Source organism: Pseudomonas sp. R76 (assembly GCF_009834565.1).
In the GTDB taxonomy this organism is placed as follows: Bacteria; Pseudomonadota; Gammaproteobacteria; order Pseudomonadales; family Pseudomonadaceae; genus Aquipseudomonas.
Window position 1 is genome coordinate 6,401,728 of record NZ_CP019428.1, and the last position, 15,678, is coordinate 6,417,405.

The 15,678-nt window shown below is 60.5% G+C and carries 16 protein-coding genes; 5 read left to right on the forward strand and 11 right to left on the reverse strand.

Annotated features, from left to right (window positions below):
• Positions 1–19: 19 nt before the first annotated feature.
• Positions 20–499, reverse strand: coding sequence for an RNA pyrophosphohydrolase (locus PspR76_RS29070; RefSeq protein WP_003176750.1), 480 nt, complete (start codon positions 497–499; stop codon positions 20–22).
• 143 nt (positions 500–642) lie between these two features.
• Between PspR76_RS29070 and PspR76_RS29075 the strand changes: the two genes are divergently transcribed.
• Positions 643–1,299: an HAD family hydrolase gene (locus PspR76_RS29075; RefSeq protein ID WP_159960729.1), complete on the forward strand. Its 657-nt coding sequence runs from the start codon at positions 643–645 to the stop codon at positions 1,297–1,299.
• A 101-nt stretch (positions 1,300–1,400) separates the two neighbouring features.
• Here PspR76_RS29075 and PspR76_RS29080 read toward each other — a convergent pair whose 3' ends face one another.
• Genes PspR76_RS29080 through ilvA form a run of 4 tightly spaced genes read right to left on the reverse strand, consistent with a single transcriptional unit; the run spans position 1,401 to position 5,109 of the window.
• The gene (locus PspR76_RS29080) at positions 1,401–1,868 is read right to left on the reverse strand and encodes a DUF2269 family protein (RefSeq protein ID WP_159960731.1); all 468 of its coding nucleotides are present in this window, start codon (positions 1,866–1,868) and stop codon (positions 1,401–1,403) included.
• Positions 1,865–3,130: an SDR family oxidoreductase gene (locus tag PspR76_RS29085; RefSeq protein WP_159960733.1), complete on the reverse strand. Its 1,266-nt coding sequence runs from the start codon at positions 3,128–3,130 to the stop codon at positions 1,865–1,867. The genes PspR76_RS29080 and PspR76_RS29085 overlap by 4 nt, the downstream gene beginning before the upstream one ends.
• Before the next feature lie 9 nt (positions 3,131–3,139).
• Positions 3,140–3,553 (reverse strand): DUF2269 family protein, encoded by a 414-nt coding sequence (locus PspR76_RS29090; protein ID WP_159960735.1) that lies wholly within the window; start codon positions 3,551–3,553, stop codon positions 3,140–3,142.
• 41 nt (positions 3,554–3,594) lie between these two features.
• Positions 3,595–5,109: a threonine ammonia-lyase, biosynthetic gene (gene ilvA / locus PspR76_RS29095; protein WP_159960737.1), complete on the reverse strand. Its 1,515-nt coding sequence runs from the start codon at positions 5,107–5,109 to the stop codon at positions 3,595–3,597.
• Positions 5,110–5,246: 137 nt separating this feature from the next.
• Here ilvA and rpiA point away from each other — a divergent pair, with 137 nt between their 5' ends.
• On the forward strand, positions 5,247–5,918 hold the full coding sequence (gene rpiA / locus PspR76_RS29100; RefSeq protein WP_159960739.1) for a ribose-5-phosphate isomerase RpiA: 672 nt from the start codon (positions 5,247–5,249) through the stop codon (positions 5,916–5,918).
• Positions 5,919–6,265: 347 nt separating this feature from the next.
• Positions 6,266–8,212: an autotransporter domain-containing protein gene (locus tag PspR76_RS29105; protein ID WP_159960741.1), complete on the forward strand. Its 1,947-nt coding sequence runs from the start codon at positions 6,266–6,268 to the stop codon at positions 8,210–8,212.
• Here the strand turns inward: PspR76_RS29105 and PspR76_RS29110 are convergent, their stop codons facing one another.
• The 4 genes from PspR76_RS29110 to PspR76_RS29125 form a co-directional block, all read right to left on the reverse strand.
• Entirely contained in the window at positions 8,213–9,121 is a 909-nt protein-coding gene (locus PspR76_RS29110) for an SdiA-regulated domain-containing protein (protein ID WP_159960743.1), read from the reverse strand. It abuts the gene before it with no gap.
• Between the two features lie 120 nt (positions 9,122–9,241).
• On the reverse strand, positions 9,242–10,165 hold the full coding sequence (locus PspR76_RS29115) for an SdiA-regulated domain-containing protein (protein ID WP_159960745.1): 924 nt from the start codon (positions 10,163–10,165) through the stop codon (positions 9,242–9,244).
• 248 nt (positions 10,166–10,413) lie between these two features.
• Positions 10,414–11,079, reverse strand: coding sequence for a fumarylacetoacetate hydrolase family protein (locus PspR76_RS29120; protein WP_064454596.1), 666 nt, complete (start codon positions 11,077–11,079; stop codon positions 10,414–10,416).
• 21 nt (positions 11,080–11,100) lie between these two features.
• Positions 11,101–12,495 (reverse strand): FAD-binding oxidoreductase, encoded by a 1,395-nt coding sequence (locus tag PspR76_RS29125; RefSeq protein WP_159960747.1) that lies wholly within the window; start codon positions 12,493–12,495, stop codon positions 11,101–11,103.
• A gap of 225 nt (positions 12,496–12,720) precedes the next feature.
• Here PspR76_RS29125 and serA point away from each other — a divergent pair, with 225 nt between their 5' ends.
• Positions 12,721–13,950, forward strand: a complete 1,230-nt coding sequence (serA, locus tag PspR76_RS29130; protein WP_010167810.1) for a phosphoglycerate dehydrogenase — start codon at positions 12,721–12,723, stop codon at positions 13,948–13,950.
• Between the two features lie 61 nt (positions 13,951–14,011).
• Here serA and PspR76_RS29135 read toward each other — a convergent pair whose 3' ends face one another.
• On the reverse strand, positions 14,012–14,452 hold the full coding sequence (locus PspR76_RS29135; RefSeq protein WP_159960749.1) for a DUF4399 domain-containing protein: 441 nt from the start codon (positions 14,450–14,452) through the stop codon (positions 14,012–14,014).
• A gap of 133 nt (positions 14,453–14,585) precedes the next feature.
• On the opposite strand from PspR76_RS29135, the gene PspR76_RS29140 reads away from it, so the two are divergent.
• Positions 14,586–15,080, forward strand: a complete 495-nt coding sequence (locus tag PspR76_RS29140; RefSeq protein ID WP_159960751.1) for a transporter substrate-binding domain-containing protein — start codon at positions 14,586–14,588, stop codon at positions 15,078–15,080.
• A 103-nt stretch (positions 15,081–15,183) separates the two neighbouring features.
• On the opposite strand, the gene PspR76_RS29145 is transcribed toward PspR76_RS29140, so the two are convergent.
• Complete coding sequence (locus tag PspR76_RS29145; RefSeq protein ID WP_159960753.1) at positions 15,184–15,678, reverse strand: DUF523 domain-containing protein; 495 nt, start codon at positions 15,676–15,678, stop codon at positions 15,184–15,186.

The window sequence follows — 15,678 nt, forward strand, 5'->3', positions numbered from 1 at the left end:
TCGGGGTCGAACTCCGTCGTCAGTCGCGCGCTAAAAGGCGCGGGGCAAGCTCTTTGAGAGCGCGACGATAAACCTCGCGCTTGAATGTCACCACCTGGCCCAACGGATACCAATAACTGACCCAGCGCCAGCCATCGAACTCCGGTTTACCGGTCAAATCCATCCGCACCCGCTGCTCGTTGGAGATCAGGCGCAGGAGAAACCATTTCTGCTTCTGGCCGATGCACAGCGGTTGGCTGTGGGTACGCACCAGGCGTTGCGGCAAACGATAGCGCAACCAGCCGCGGGTACAGGCCAGAATTTGCACATCTTCACGCTCAAGGCCGACTTCTTCGTTCAACTCACGGTACAAGGCGTCTTCAGGGGTTTCGTCGGGGTTGATTCCACCTTGAGGAAACTGCCAGGCATCTTGGTTGATTCGGCGAGCCCATAGCACCTGTCCGGCATCATTCGTAAGAATAATCCCGACATTAGGACGGAAACCATCGGGGTCGATCACGGCAACAACCTCGCAAACGCATGTCGCCGCATTGTTCCACAAAGGTTGTTCCAGCGGCAACGAGGCTTCTTACCTTATGTGCACTCTTGTGAAAAGACCGTATTCTGGACGCCTTTTTACAGACTTTTCAGCGAGTAACTGCAATGCGCCTGGCTTTATTCGACTTGGACAACACGCTTCTGGGCGGTGACAGCGATCACGCCTGGGGCGATTACCTCTGCGAACGCGGGATTCTCGACGCGGTGGCCTACAAAGCCCGCAACGATGAGTTTTACCAGGACTACCTGGCCGGCAAGCTGGATAACGCCGAGTACCTGAACTTTTGCCTGGAAATCCTTGGCCGCACCGAGATGGCCCAGTTGAACGAGTGGCACAACGACTATATGCGCGACTGCATCGAGCCAATCGTGCTGCCCCAGGCGCTGGAGTTGCTGGCCAAGCACCGCGCCGCCGGCGACAAGCTGGTGATCATCACCGCCACCAACCGCTTCGTCACCGCGCCGATTGCCGCGCGCCTGGGCGTTGAAACCCTGATCGCCACCGAGTGCGAAATGGAAAATGGCCGCTACACCGGGCGCAGCACCGATGTGCCGTGCTTCCGTGAAGGCAAGGTGACGCGCTTGAATCGTTGGCTGGAAGAAACCGGGTACAGCCTGGAAGACAGCTACTTTTATAGCGATTCGATGAATGATTTGCCGTTGCTGGAGCAGGTGACGCACGCGGTGGCGGTGGATCCCGATCCGAATTTGCGGGCTGAAGCTGAAAAGCGTGGCTGGCCGGTGATTACACTGCGAAGCTGATGGCCCCATCGCAGGCAAGCCAGCTCCCACATTTGAATGCATTCACACATCCAAGTGTGGGAGCTGGCTTGCCTGCGATGAAGTCCCCCGAATCCCAAGCCCTACATCGGCTTAGCCACCATCAAATAGAAAATCACCATAAACGCCAGAAACGCCGGCCAGCCCAGGCCAAACCACCAGCGCATATAGGTCGCCGCCTTGATCGGCATCGCCGTGCCATCGCGTAACGCCTGCTCCGCCATCTTGTGCACTCGAATCTGCAGCCACACCACCGGCAGCCAGCAAATCCCCGCCAGGCAATACAGGCCGACGGTCCATTGCAGCCAACTTTGCTGCATCGACCAACCCGCCAAGTGCATCAAGCCAATGCCACTCAAGGGCTGAAACACTGCCGTGGTCGCGGTAAACGCCCAGTCGGCGAACACCAGATGTTTGAAGGTCACAGCGATGACTTCAACCTTGCCGCTGCGCCAGGCGCGCAAGGCGTAGTACGCCGAGCCCGCGCCCAGCCCGAACAGGATGGTCGACGACAGGATATGCAGGGTTTTCAGCAGCAGGTAGGCGCTCATTGCCGGGGCTCAGTCAAAAAAGTTTCAGTCCAGAACAGCCAAAGGGTCGCGACCATCAGCACCAGGTTCTTGGCGACGGCGGCGTAGGGATCAAACCAGTAATGGGGCAGGACTATGCTGATAACCACCGTATACCCGCCCATCAGCAGCAGTTGCAGGATCAACGCCCGCCTGCGCCAGCGCCTGACTAACAGCCCCAGGCCCAGCAGACCATCGCACACGGCACCGGCGATCACGGCCAGCGTCGCCCACGCGCCTTGCACGCCGGCCTCGGCGAGGATGCGCAGGCCCCAGTCGTAGCCCGGGCCGAGGCACACCGCCGCCGTGCCCAGCCAAATCAGCACCAACACCGCCAACATCAGCGGGCGGATCATCGGCTGGCTGCTCTGGGCAGGCGTCGGCCAGTCTTGCAGTCGCGCGGCCAACGGCGCGGCGGTGTATCCACAGACCGAGGCCAACACGTCGGGGTCGGCCACATTGTCCTGTTGCGCCAGGGCGATGCTTTGTCGATTCAACGCCCGCCAGCCCAGAAGATCGCCCAACCATCCGCCCAAGCCCAGCAGCGGCGCTTGCAGGTAGCGTCCAGGGCCCCAGCCCTGAGCGGTGCGCAGGTGATCAATCAGCTGGGAGAGCCTCATCGGCTCAGGCCCCACCAGCGGCAAGACCATCGATTCGGCAGGCCACTGGCGCATCAAGGCGAGTACCGCGCCGACCACGTCGTCGATATGCACCGGCTGCGCCTGCGCGGTGAGGTTCAGTAATGGAATGAGCGGCAGAGGCGAAAGCCCGGCCAACCAGCCACTGCTGGTACCGCCCGCGCCCACCACCAATGAAGGCCGCAACACCACAGCGCTTATGCCCAGGCCGAGCAGGTAGTCGTCCGCCGAGCCTTTGCTGGCCAGAAAAGGCAGGTCGGAGTGCGCCGAAGCGCCCAGGGCGGAAATCTGCAACACCCGCACACCACGCTGGGCGGCCAGATCAAACAGCACGCGCGCGCCTTGATCCTGCACCCGGCTCAGTTCAGCCGCATCCACACTCAGCAGGCCGGCCGCATTGATCAATAAATCAACAGTCGCAGGAAACACGAAATGTTCGGGATCGACAGCCAGCTGGCCTAAATCCAGCGCACGCCACTCCACGCCTGGAAAATCCAGATGTTGAGGTTTTCGAGAGGTGGCAATCACGCAATGCCCTGCTTGCTGCAAGGCGCGCAATAGATGGCGGCCCACAAACCCTGTGGCGCCGACCAGAAGTACGTTCATGAAGCTCCTTTAGACCGGCTTGGCGCCCATCAGCCCGGCAATCGCCACAAACCCAACCAGGCTGACGACTGCCAGCACCAAGGTGAAATTCAGGCTGCCGCCACCGCCCAGTCGCAGGCGATTAAGCCGCGCCACCAGCCAGAACCACGCCAGCGCCGCCACGGTATAGAGGATGCTGGAACCCAGAATCCAGGTTTGCCCCAGCGGCCAGCCGGTCAGATGCACCAGCCACCAGCCGGTAAACGGCATGCTGACCACGCAAATTCCCATCAGCAACCACACAAACGCCCACGGGCGTTGCACGGTAACCGTTGGCCCGGCGCTGCGTTTGCGCCAGGCCAGCACCGCCAGGCCGAGGCCGCTGAGCAACAGCAACACGGTGGCGGTGATGTGGATAACCTTGAGGGTGGTCAGCGTTTCCATGATCTCGATTCCTTGATAGGCCGCTCAGTCAGCGTAGTCGCTCAACCGAGGAACAGCTGGTAGGCCGGGTTTTCGCTCTCATCCCAATACGGGTAGCCGATTTCTGCCAACGCGGCCGGCACCAGGTGGCGCTCGTCCGCCGGCACTTGCAGGCCGGCGACCACACGGCCGTCGGCCGCGCCGTGGTTGCGATAGTGGAACATCGAGATGTTCCAGCGCCCGCCCAACTTGTTAAGAAAGTTGAACAGCGCCCCCGGACGCTCCGGAAACTCGAAGCGGAACACCAGCTCGTCGCTGACTTTCGCCGCATGCCCGCCGACCATATGACGGATGTGCAACTTGGCCAGCTCGTTCTCGGTCAGGTCCAGCACCGGGAAACCCTGACTGGTGAGGCTGGCGATCAGCGCGCTGCGCGGGTCGTTTTCCGGGTGCGTCTGCACGCCGACGAAGATGTGCGCCTCGCGGCCGGAGTGGTAGCGGTAGTTGAATTCGGTGATCTGGCGCTTGCCCACGGCCTCGCAGAACGCCTTGAAGCTGCCCGGTTGTTCGGGAATGGTCACGGCGATAATGGCTTCGCGGCCTTCACCCAGCTCGGCGCGCTCGGCCACATGACGCAGGCGGTCGAAGTTGACGTTGGCGCCGGAGTCAATGGCCACCAGGGTTTGCCCGGTAACGCCACGGGTTTCCACGTATTTCTTGATCCCGGCCACGCCCAGCGCACCGGCCGGCTCGGTGATCGAGCGGGTGTCGTCGTAGATGTCCTTGATCGCCGCGCAGATTTCATCGGTGCTGACGGTGATCACTTCATCCACATAGTCTTTACAGATTTCGAAGGTGTGCTGGCCGATCTGCGCCACCGCCACGCCATCGGCAAAGATACCGACGGTCGGCAACACCACACGCTCGCCGGCAGCCATGGCGGCTTGCAGGCAGTTGGAATCGTCCGGCTCGACGCCGATGATCTTGATTTCCGGGCGCAGGTATTTCACGTACGCCGCGATACCGGCGATCAGCCCGCCGCCGCCCACCGGCACGAAAATCGCGTCCAGCGGCCCAGGGTGCTGGCGCAGAATCTCCATCGCCACGGTGCCCTGCCCGGCAATGGTGTGCGGATCATCGTAGGGGTGAATGTAGACGTAGCCTTTTTCGTCGACCAGCTTCAGCGAGTAGGCCAGGGCTTCCGGGAAGGAATCACCGTGCAACACCACTTTGCCGCCGCGTGAGCGCACGCCTTCGACCTTGATTTCCGGGGTGGTCTTGGGCATCACGATCGTCGCCTTGACCCCCAGCACCTTGGCCGCCAGCGCCAGGCCCTGGGCGTGGTTGCCGGCAGACGCGGTGACCACGCCGCGTGCGCGCTCCTCGCTGCTCAGTTGGGTCAGCTTGTTGTAGGCGCCGCGAATCTTGAACGAGAACACCGGCTGCAAGTCTTCACGCTTGAGCCAGACCTTGTTGCCCAGCCGCTCGGAGAGCTGGCGAGCGGTCTGCAAGGGGGTTTCGACGGCAACGTCGTAAACGCGCGAGGTGAGGATCTTTTTGACGTACTGTTCAAGCATCGGCGGGCATCACTGAGCAGGTTGGGCAGGGCCAAGGAGTCTAACCCAGCGTTTGGCCGGGCGACCACACGAATCCCGAGGTTTTGTTGGGTTATACTCGCCGCCCTCGATAACTCCCCGCCCGTTCCGGAGCCCGCATGACCCAGGATCAACTCAAACAGGCAGTGGCCCAAGCCGCCGTCGATTTAATCCTTCCTAAACTCGACGACAAGAGCATCGTCGGTGTCGGCACCGGCTCCACCGCCAACTGCTTTATCGACGCGCTGGCCCTGCACAAGGGCGCGTTCGACGGCGCCGTGGCCAGCTCCGAAGCCACCGCCGCACGCCTCAAGGGCCATGGCATTCCGGTGTATGAGCTCAACACCGTGAGCGACCTGGAGTTCTACGTCGACGGCGCCGATGAAAGCGACGCGCACCTGAACCTGATCAAAGGCGGCGGCGCCGCCCTGACCCGTGAGAAGATCGTCGCGGCCGTGGCCAAGACCTTTATCTGCATCGCCGACGCCAGCAAATTGGTGCCGGTACTCGGCGCGTTCCCGCTGCCGGTGGAAGTGATCCCGATGGCCCGCAGCCACGTGGCCCGCGAGCTGGTGAAACTGGGCGGCGACCCGGTGTACCGCGAAGGTGTGCTGACCGACAACGGCAATATCATCATTGATGTGTTCAACATGCAGATCACCAACCCGGTGGAGCTGGAGACGCAGATCAATGCGATCGTGGGCGTAGTGACCAATGGTTTGTTCGCCGCGCGCCCGGCGGATGTGTTGTTGCTGGGCACTTCTGAAGGCGTGAAAACCCTCAAGGCCTAAAGCTCACAGCTTTGCTTTCTGTGGGAGCTGGCTTGCCTGCGATGCAAACAACTCGGTCTTTCAGCAAGATTGAGGTGCTGCCATTGCAGGCAAGCCAGCTCCCACAGGTGATCTCACCGTTCAGAAGATCCGTGTAACAAAAACGCTACCTTTCGCTGCACCCCTCGCCAAAATCGTGCGCCACATTACGGCATGTCACGCCTGCATTAGTATCAAACCTGTTACAAATTACAGCCAAGCGACCCACGCGTTTAACAATGCGCCACTTCGCAATCGCCCAGGGAATAAGGCGCGCATTGTGCAATGGGTCTGGACTCGAACCTCCCTATCACCTCAAGGACGACCTTGTGATAAAGCCCCTAGCCCTCGCCATCAGCGTTGTCGGCAGCCTGCTGTCGACGCAAACCCAGGCCTACGATTACGGCCAGCACGCCAACACCACTCTGGAAAAGCTGATCAACGACTACCCCGGCCGGTATCGCGGCACCGCCAACTTCGCCGGGGCTGCAGACTGGATGCAGAGCCAGATGGGCTCGGCCTACAGTCTCAGCCGCCAGAACTTCACCTGGAACAACGGCAGTCGCGCCTCGCAAAACGTGGTGGCCTACGCCGCCGGCACCAAAGCGCAGTACGTGGTGATTGGCGCGCATTTCGACACCTACTTCGGCCGCCCGACCCTGCAAGGCCTGGACGACAACGGTTCCGGCGCCAGCGTGCTGACCGAAGTGGCGAAGAACCTCGGCGGCCTGCAATTGGAGAACGGCTTGCAGATTGTCGGCTTTGGCGCGGAAGAAGAAGGCCTGCGCGGCTCCAAGGCATTTGTCGACTCACTGAGCGCCAGCCAGCGCGCAAACATGCTGGCGATGATCAACCTCGACAGCCTGATCACCGGCGACATGATGTACGCCCACGCCGGCCAGAACAGCACCGCCAACCCGGCCTTGGCGTCATTGCGCGAGCACGCTTTCCAGATTGCCAAGGAGTTGAATATCCCACTGTTCACCAACCCGGGCCTGGACCCGCAATACCCCAAGGGCACAGGCTGCTGCAGCGATGGCGAGCCTTTTGAACCGCTGAAAATCCCGATTCTGTACATAGAAGCCACCAACTGGGAGCTGGGCGACCTCGACGGTTATACCCAGACCAACAACCCGAAAATCCCCGGCGGTTCCACCTGGCACGACCCGGCCGAGGACAACAAAGCCGTGCTCACCGACGCCTTCGGCCAGGCGCGCATCGACCAGCGCCTGCGCGATTATTCGCGCCTGCTCAGCCGCCTGGTGCTGGAGCTGACCAACGCCGACCTGATGGCCTCCACTGCTTCGGGCGGCGCGGTTGCGCGCAATATGCAGGACAACCTGCAGCGCCAGCACCAGGCCATGGTGCGCCTGCATGATCGCCGCTGGCTGACGTTGCAGGCGGCCAGCCGCGAGGTGGGCAGCTTCGATGGAGAAGTCGGCGTGGACGGTGAATTCACCCCGGACAGCGGCTTCGACAGCCCGCTGAACCGCGACGCCCGCCGCCTGGGCGTGCATGCCCTCGGCGACTATCAACTCACTTCCAGCCTGAACATCGGCGCGAGCCTGAGCTACCTCAACGGCCGCGACACACTCGAACACCGCGGCAAACTCGACAGCGACACCTGGCAGGCCGCGGCCTATGCCTTGCTCAACGACGGCGGGCCGAGCTGGCTGGCCGGTGACCTGAGCGTCGGCCATACGCGGTTCGACGCCAAGCGCAACCTGCTGATCCAGGCCAACGGCGGCCCGGTGCTGCTCAACCAGCAACTGAGCGGCAACACCGACGCCCTGACATTAGGCGCGCGCGTATTGGGTGGTTATGACTTCGACTTCGGCGCGATCAAGAGCGGGCCGTTTGCCGGCCTGGACTACAGCCACTCGCGCATCGATAAATTCCACGAAAAACAGAACCTGCGCACGGCGCTGGAATACGAAGAGCAGTCTTTCGACTCCGTGGAAGCCAGCCTCGGTTGGCGTGTGCGCGGCGCGGTCGCCCTGCCCTATGGCTTGAGTCTGTTGCCTTACGGCGATATCGCCTGGGTCAGGGAGCTGGCCGACGGGCGCCTCGACGACCTGCAATTGACTGCCCACGCCGATGGCCAGGCACGCACCGCCAAATTGGGCTCAGTGGATAAAAGTTTTGGCCGCGCACAAGTCGGCAGCCAGTTGGCGATCACCCCGCAGCTGGGCGTTTACGCCGAGGTGAACAGCCGCCTTGGGCACACCGAAGGCAGCCAGATCGGCTATTCACTGGGCGTGCAATGGATGTTCTGATCAGGGCTTCTTGAACACGTAAAACAGGTTCGGCTCGCTGACCACGTAGAGCGAGCCTTCGTCATCCATGGCGATGCCTTCGGCCTGGGGCACGCGTTTTTGCAGACCATGGCGCCCGTTGAGCAGAGAAAGACTGCTCAATGGGCGACCGTCGATGTCCAGTTCCAGCACCAGAAACGACTCATCCGACAGCGCCAGCAAATGCCCGCTGCGCTCGTCGTATTGCAGGCTCGACAGGTCGCGCACAAACAGCCCGGCATCGCGCTTGGGGTTGTTGATTACGTGCACCGAGTAGGTTTTTTCCGGCTTGAAGTGGGGGAAACCGTGGACCTCGTAGATCAGCATCGGGTCGCGCTCCTTGGCCACGAACAGGCGCTTGCCCACCGAGTCGTAGGCCAGGCCCTCAAAGCCCTTGTTGCCACCGACGTGCACGCCCAGCGTCATCTGCTCCGCGTCGGCGGCGTCGAGAAACTGGGTGTCGTCATTCACATGCACTTTGATCAGCCGCTGCTGGGCTTCATCGCTGATCACGTAGATGTTGTCGCTGATGAACTCCACCGCTTCCGCATCACCAAAACCCACCAGGGGAATGCGCCGCAGAATCTTGCCGTCCAGGGACAGTTCGATCAGCTCGGCGTTTTTGTTGGTGACGGTAAACAGGCTTTTGCGCACCGGGTCGTAGGTGAGCGCCGAGACATCATCGTCGAGGCCGTCGATCACCTTGGCCTCCAGGCTGACGCGGTAATCGGCCAAGCCAATCGAGCGCTCGTCGGCGGGCTGGCGCCAAGCCTGCCAGTTAAACCACGCGCGCTCGAACAAGCGCAATTGCTGTGCGACCACCCCGGCAGCCACTAGGGCGATCAGCAACACAATCAAAAACGCGGGTTTGGGGCGGGCAAATCGACGCATCAGGGCAGCTCGAAGTCAAAAAGTGGCGAATGAATATCACGCCTGTCTGAATTTAAACTTAAACGCTGCCGGATGTGTGGCGAATGCCGCTATTGGAGAAATACTCGACGTAAACCTGGGTTATTTCTGTTTTTCGAAACGGTAAAACAGGTTTGGCTCACTGACCATGTACAACGTGCCGTCCTCATCCATGGTCACGCCTTCGGCACGCGGAATGGTGTGCTTGAGGCCGTTGAAGCCGCCGAGCAGGGTCATGAAGCTGACTTGCTCGCCCTTTTCATCCAGCTCCAGCAACAGGTGTGAGTCGGCCGACAACACCAGCAAGTGCCCGGTGTGCGGGTCGACGGCCAGGGCCGAGAGGTTGCGCATGTCCAATTCGGTGTTGGCGATTTTTTGCTTGTCGCCCGTCAGCGTGGCGCCATCGCTTTTCCAGGTGAACAGCGCCGGTGGGCGCTCTTCGCCGAGCACGATCTGTTGGTTGCGCTTGTCCCAGGTCACGCCTTCGAAGGCTTTGTTCTGGTCCTTGGAGGGGCCCAGGTCGTAGCTTTTGAAGTCGGCGATATTCAGTTGTTTGGTGTCTGCGTCGACCTTCACCACGGTCAGGGTGTGCATGCGCTCATCGACGATGGCCATCAGGCCGTTTTCCATCACCGTCACGCCTTCCGCGTTGTTCCAGCCGTTGAGGGGCATTTTGCGCAGCACGTCACCTTGCAGGTTCAGCTCGACCAGAAAAGGGTTTTTGCCCATGACGGAAAACAGGGTTTTGGTCTGCGGGTTGTAGGACAGGTCGGAAGCCTCGTCCTTCTCCATGCCCGGCAGCAACTTGGCGTCGATGACGACGTGGTAGTTCGGCAGCCACACGCTGGCTTGTCGCTCGGCCGGCGATTCAAAGCGCTCCGCCACCCACAGCACGCCACGGTCGTCCCAATGCATCAGCCAGGCAACGCCATACACAATCGCACCGGCCAGGAACAGCCAGGAATACCAGCGCAGGGCAAAGCGTGAACGGGGCTTGGGTGCAGCGGAGGGCAAAGTCACGGCCATTGAGCGCTTTTCCGGGAAGTCAGCGTTAGGTGATAGCACAGGATCAACGGGCCCGCGCGCAGGAGGCTGAGGATTATCCGGATGGCGTGTGAAAAAAATGCAAAAGCAGGGATCCAGAACGTACTGATCGTTCCTACGCTCCGCGTGGGAATGCCTCTTGTGACGCTCCGCGTCACGAACTCAAGGGCGGACGCGGAGCGTCCAGGGCTGCATTCCCACGCAAAGCGTGGGAACGATCGGCGCTGATGCTAGCGAACGCTGCTTTCGAAGCGGCTCACGCCCGCCAATTCCAGCACCAGCTCATCACCCACATTCAACGGCCCAACACCGGCCGGTGTGCCGGTGAGAATCACGTCGCCAGCCTGCAGCGAGAAGCAGCCGGCCATGTGCTGGATCATCGGGATGATCGGGTTGAGCATCTGTGAGCTGTTGCCGTCCTGGCGCACTTCGCCGTTGATGGTCAGGCGAATGCCGATGTCGGTCACGTCGGCAAACGTGCTGCTGACCACAAACGGTGCAATCACCGCCGCGCCGTCGAAGGATTTGGCGATTTCCCACGGCAGGCCCTTGGCTTTCAGCTCGGCCTGCTTGTCGCGCAGGGTCAGGTCCAGGGCCGGGGCGAAGCCGGAGATGGCGTCCAGCACTTCTTCACGGCTGGGTTTGGTCGACAACGGCTTGCCGATCAACACCGCGATTTCCGCTTCGTAGTGCACCGAACCGCGCTCGGTTGGGATGGCGAAGCCGCCTTCCAGCGCGACCACGCAACTGCCCGGTTTGATGAACAGCAACGGCTCGGTCGGCACCGGGTTGTCCAGTTCCTTGGCATGTTCGGCGTAGTTACGCCCGATGCACACCACTTTGCCGAGTGGAAAGTGGATGTTGGTGCCGTCGACATACTTGTGCTGGTAGCTCATGAAACGACTCCTTCAGGGCGGTTAAACAGCGAAGATCTTGCCAGGGTTCATGATCCCGTTCGGGTCGAACACCGCCTTCACTGCCTTCATGTATTCGATTTCAACCGGCGAGCGGCTGTAGGTCAGGTAATCGCGCTTGGTCATGCCCACGCCGTGTTCAGCGGAGATCGAGCCGTTGTACTTCTCGACGGTTTCAAACACCCACTTGTTCACAGTGGCGCACTTGGCGAAGAACTCGTCCTTGCTCAGGTTTTCCGGCTTGAGGATGTTCAAGTGCAGGTTGCCGTCGCCGATATGGCCGAACCAGACAATTTCGAAATCCGGGTAGTGTTCGCCGACGATCGCGTCAATTTCCTTCAAGAACGCGGGAACTTTGGAGACAGTCACCGAGATGTCGTTCTTGTAGGGCGTCCAGTGGGAAATGGTCTCGGAGATGTACTCGCGCAGTTTCCACAGGTTGTGCAGTTGGGTTTCGCTCTGACTCATCACGCCGTCCAGCACCCAGCCCTGCTCGACGCAGTGTTCGAAGGTTTCCAGCGCGTGGTTGGCGACTTCTTCGGTGGTGGCTTCGAATTCCAGCAGTGCGTAGAACGGGCACTCGGTTTCGAACGGCGCCGGTACGTCGCCACGGCCCATCACTTTGGCCAGGGCTTTGTCGGAGAAGAATTCGAAGGCGGTCAGGTCGAGCTTGCTCTGGAATGCGTGCAGCACCGGCATGATCGAGTCGAAATCGGTAGTACCGAGCACCATCGCGGTGAGGTTTTTCGGCGCCCGGTCCAGGCGCATGGTGGCTTCGACCACAAAGCCCAGCGTGCCTTCGGCGCCGATAAACAGCTGGCGCATGTCGTAGCCGGTGGCGTTCTTGATCAGGTCGCGGTTCAGTTCCAGCACGTCACCTTTGCCGGTGACCACTTTCATACCGGCCACCCAGTTGCGGGTCATGCCGTAGCGAATCACCTTGATCCCGCCGGCATTGGTGCCGATATTGCCGCCAATCTGGCTCGAACCCGACGACGCGAAGTCCACCGGGTAGTACAGGCCTTTTTCTTCGGCGACGTTCTGCAATTGCTTGGTGACCACACCCGGCTGGCACACGGCGGTGCGGTCGGTGAGGTTCACGTCGAGAATCTGGTTCATGTAGTCGAACGACACCACCACTTCGCCATTAGCCGCCACAGCAGCAGCCGACAGGCCAGTACGGCCACCGGATGGCACCAGCGCGACCTTGTGTTCATTGGCCCAACGCACGATGGCTTGCACCTGCTCGGTGGTCTTGGGGAACACGATGGCGCTAGGCGCGGGTGCGAAGTGCTTGGTCCAATCCTTGCCGTAAGCCTCCAGGGAGTCTGCATCGGTCAGCACTTTACCGGGCTCAACCAGGGTCTTTAGCTCATCAATCAGGGCAGGATGGGTCATCGACAGAACTCTCGAACAATTCATGGTCATCCTGAGAACGCTTCACGTCGCAGGAATAGGTGTTTAGCGGGGCGCGTATGCTAGCATACCGCCCCCGCAGGACAGAGCCCAAGGGCGTTCTGCGGTGACGGCTTTCCTGCCGTCCGGGTCAGCTCTTGTGCACTGATTCAAGGCACTAACTGCTCGATTCCCTGCCATTTTTCTCCGGGATACAGGTTTACGCAGATGAGCAAGACTTCTCTCGATAAGAGCAAGATCAAGTTCCTTCTTCTGGAAGGCGTCCACCCATCGGCTGTCGACGTACTGAAAGCCGCTGGGTACTCCAGCATTGAGTACATCACCAGTTCTCTGCCGGAAGCCCAGTTAAAGGAAAAGATCGCCGACGCGCACTTTATCGGCATTCGCTCCCGCACTCAGCTGACCGAAGAGATCTTCGACCACGCCAAGAAACTCGTGGCTGTCGGCTGTTTCTGCATCGGCACCAACCAGGTCGACCTCAACGCAGCGCGCGAGCGCGGCATCGCGGTGTTCAACGCACCGTACTCCAACACCCGTTCCGTTGCGGAGCTTGTGTTAGCGGAAGCCATCCTGCTGTTGCGCGGTATCCCTGAGAAGAACGCTTCCTGCCACCGTGGCGGCTGGATCAAAAGCGCGGCCAACTCCTTCGAAATCCGCGGCAAGAAGCTGGGTATCGTCGGTTACGGCTCGATCGGCACGCAGTTGTCCGTCCTGGCCGAAGGCCTGGGCATGCAGGTGTTCTTCTACGACACCCTGACCAAGCTGCCATTGGGCAACGCCACCCAGGTGTCGAGCCTGACCGAACTGCTGGGCATGTCCGACATCGTCACCCTGCACGTGCCGGAAACCGCTGAGACCCAGTGGATGATCGGCGAGAAGGAAATCCGCGCCATCAAGAAAGGCGGCATCCTGATCAACGCGGCACGCGGCACTGTGGTTGAGCTGGACGCCCTGGCCGACGCGATCAAGGACAAGCACCTGATCGGCGCCGCCATCGACGTGTTCCCGGTTGAGCCACGCTCCAACGACGACATCTTCGAAAGCCCGCTGCGTGGCCTGGACAACGTGATCCTGACCCCGCACATCGGCGGTTCCACTGCTGAAGCCCAAGCCAACATCGGCCTGGAAGTGTCGGAGAAGCTGGTCAAGTACAGCGACAACGGTACGTCGGTTTCGTCCGTCAACTTCCCGGAAGTGGCGCTGCCGGCTCACCCTGGCAAGCACCGTTTGCTGCACATCCACCAGAACATTCCTGGCGTGATGATGGAGATCAACAAGGTCTTCGCGGAAAACGGCATCAACATCTCCGGTCAGTTCCTGCAGACCAACGAGAAGGTTGGCTACGTGGTAATCGACGTCGACGCCGAGTACTCGGACCTGGCGCAAGAGAAGCTGCAGCACATCAACGGCACGATTCGTAGCCGCGTGTTGTTCTAAGGCTTCAACGCTGCACAAAAAAGGAGCCCTTAGGGCTCCCTTTTTTTCATCTCAACAACGCTTACTTGACGTTAACCGTGATGACTTTCGAGGCTACGGTCGGGTTGAACTGCATGTGCAGTTTGTCGCCCGCGACCAGTTGCAGCGTGTGCTTGCCTGGGGTGAGGGTCAGCTCGGTTTCGGTCTGGGCCTTGCCGTAGTGGATCACGGTGTCGGTGGCCGGGATCGGTACGCTGGCGTCAGGCAGCTCTTTCTGGTCGATCAGCAGGTGATGGTGACCGGTGCCTGGGTCCTGGCTGGTAGCCGGGGCCAGTTTGAGGCCTTCCATGCCGAATTTGACGGTGAAGGTTTTATCCACGGTGGCGCCGTCTTTTGGCGACACGATAAAGACTTTGGCACCTTCAGGTGGCGCGCTGCGCGGAATACCGTCAGCAGCAGTGGCCAACATCGAGGCACCCAGCAGCAGGCTGGCAATCGTTGCACGGGACAATAGAGCTTTCATTCACTTCTCCAGTTTCTGCAGGAAATCTGTTGGGTTATGACAACTTCGCGACAAATTGCTGTCCAAGGCACTCAACACCATAGCAAAGCGATGCTGAATGGCGCCTCGCATTACGAATTCTTTAGGAGTGACCATGCGCTTTTCGCCTGGCCTTGTACTGTTGTTACCCCTTCTGAGTCCTTTGGCTCACGCCGAATTGATCGATGATGTGTTTGATCGCGGCGAACTGCGCATTGCCCTGGAAGCCAACACGCCGCCGTTCAACTTCAAGGACGGTGACAAGCTCACCGGGTTTGAAGTGGAACTGGGCGAGCAACTGGCGAAGGAAATGGATGTGCGCCCCTCGTTCATCACCACCGATGACACCGATTTGCTGCCAGGCGTTGAAACCGGCAAATACGACGTAGCCATCAACCATATCGCTATGACTGCCGAGCTACGGGATCGTTTCGATTTCAGTGCACCCTATAAGGAAACACCTGAGCTGGCGATTCCATTCCAAAAGGGTAACCCGGCGTTCAAAAGTAGCCTGGACAAGGCGTTGCAGCACATCAAGGCCGATGGCCGACTGAAGGCGTTGACGCAGAAGTGGTTTGAAGGCGACACACCGGTCGTCAAAGCACCCTAGATCAACTGTGGGAGCGGGCTTGCTCGCGAATACGGACTGTCAGCCGGCAAATCAGTTGACTGACACTGCGCTTTCGCGAGCAAGCCCGCTCCCACATTTTGATTTAGGTAAGGCTTGAGAGATGGGCCAAGGCGACAGCCGCCTCAGGCAACTCCAGCTCACTGAACACCAACACCCCATGGCGCTTGAGCAACGCCGCCGTCACCCCTTCGCCGCTGACCTTCACACCGCTGAACGTGCCGTCATAGGTCAGCACGTTGCCGCAGGACGGGCTATTGGCCTTGAGAATGGCAATGCGGATGCCGTGGCGCTGCACCAACGCCAACGCCTGGCGGGCGCCATCGAGAAAGGCGGCACTGAAATCTTCGCCGTCGGCCGTCAGCACCTGGGCGCGGCCTTCCCACACATCAATGCCCTGCCCGCCCGGGATCTCGGCGGAGGGCCGCGGCGTAGGCAAACCGCCCGACACTTCCGGGCAGATCGCAACCACACGGCCTTCAGCCTGCCACGCCGCCAGTTGGTCGAACGGGCCGCTGGCCCCGCCGTCGTAGCGCACTTTGTGCCCGAGCAGGCAGCGGCTGATCAGAATCTTTTCCAT

Bases quoted from the DNA above. Each gene is read 5' to 3' on its own strand.
- PspR76_RS29075 (WP_159960729.1), top strand. From the start codon at position 643: ATGCGCCTGGCTTTATTCGACTTGGACAACACGCTTCTGGGCGGTGAC.
- PspR76_RS29080 (WP_159960731.1), bottom strand. From the start codon at position 1,868: ATGAGCGCCTACCTGCTGCTGAAAACCCTGCATATCCTGTCGTCGACC.
- PspR76_RS29085 (WP_159960733.1), bottom strand. From the start codon at position 3,130: ATGAACGTACTTCTGGTCGGCGCCACAGGGTTTGTGGGCCGCCATCTA.
- PspR76_RS29090 (WP_159960735.1), bottom strand. From the start codon at position 3,553: ATGGAAACGCTGACCACCCTCAAGGTTATCCACATCACCGCCACCGTG.
- ilvA (WP_159960737.1), bottom strand. From the start codon at position 5,109: ATGCTTGAACAGTACGTCAAAAAGATCCTCACCTCGCGCGTTTACGAC.
- rpiA (WP_159960739.1), top strand. From the start codon at position 5,247: ATGACCCAGGATCAACTCAAACAGGCAGTGGCCCAAGCCGCCGTCGAT.
- PspR76_RS29110 (WP_159960743.1), bottom strand. From the start codon at position 9,121: ATGCGTCGATTTGCCCGCCCCAAACCCGCGTTTTTGATTGTGTTGCTG.
- PspR76_RS29115 (WP_159960745.1), bottom strand. From the start codon at position 10,165: ATGGCCGTGACTTTGCCCTCCGCTGCACCCAAGCCCCGTTCACGCTTT.
- PspR76_RS29120 (WP_064454596.1), bottom strand. From the start codon at position 11,079: ATGAGCTACCAGCACAAGTATGTCGACGGCACCAACATCCACTTTCCA.
- PspR76_RS29125 (WP_159960747.1), bottom strand. From the start codon at position 12,495: ATGACCCATCCTGCCCTGATTGATGAGCTAAAGACCCTGGTTGAGCCC.
- serA (WP_010167810.1), top strand. From the start codon at position 12,721: ATGAGCAAGACTTCTCTCGATAAGAGCAAGATCAAGTTCCTTCTTCTG.
- PspR76_RS29135 (WP_159960749.1), bottom strand. From the start codon at position 14,452: ATGAAAGCTCTATTGTCCCGTGCAACGATTGCCAGCCTGCTGCTGGGT.
- PspR76_RS29140 (WP_159960751.1), top strand. From the start codon at position 14,586: ATGCGCTTTTCGCCTGGCCTTGTACTGTTGTTACCCCTTCTGAGTCCT.
- PspR76_RS29145 (WP_159960753.1), bottom strand. From the start codon at position 15,678: ATGGAAAAGATTCTGATCAGCCGCTGCCTGCTCGGGCACAAAGTGCGC.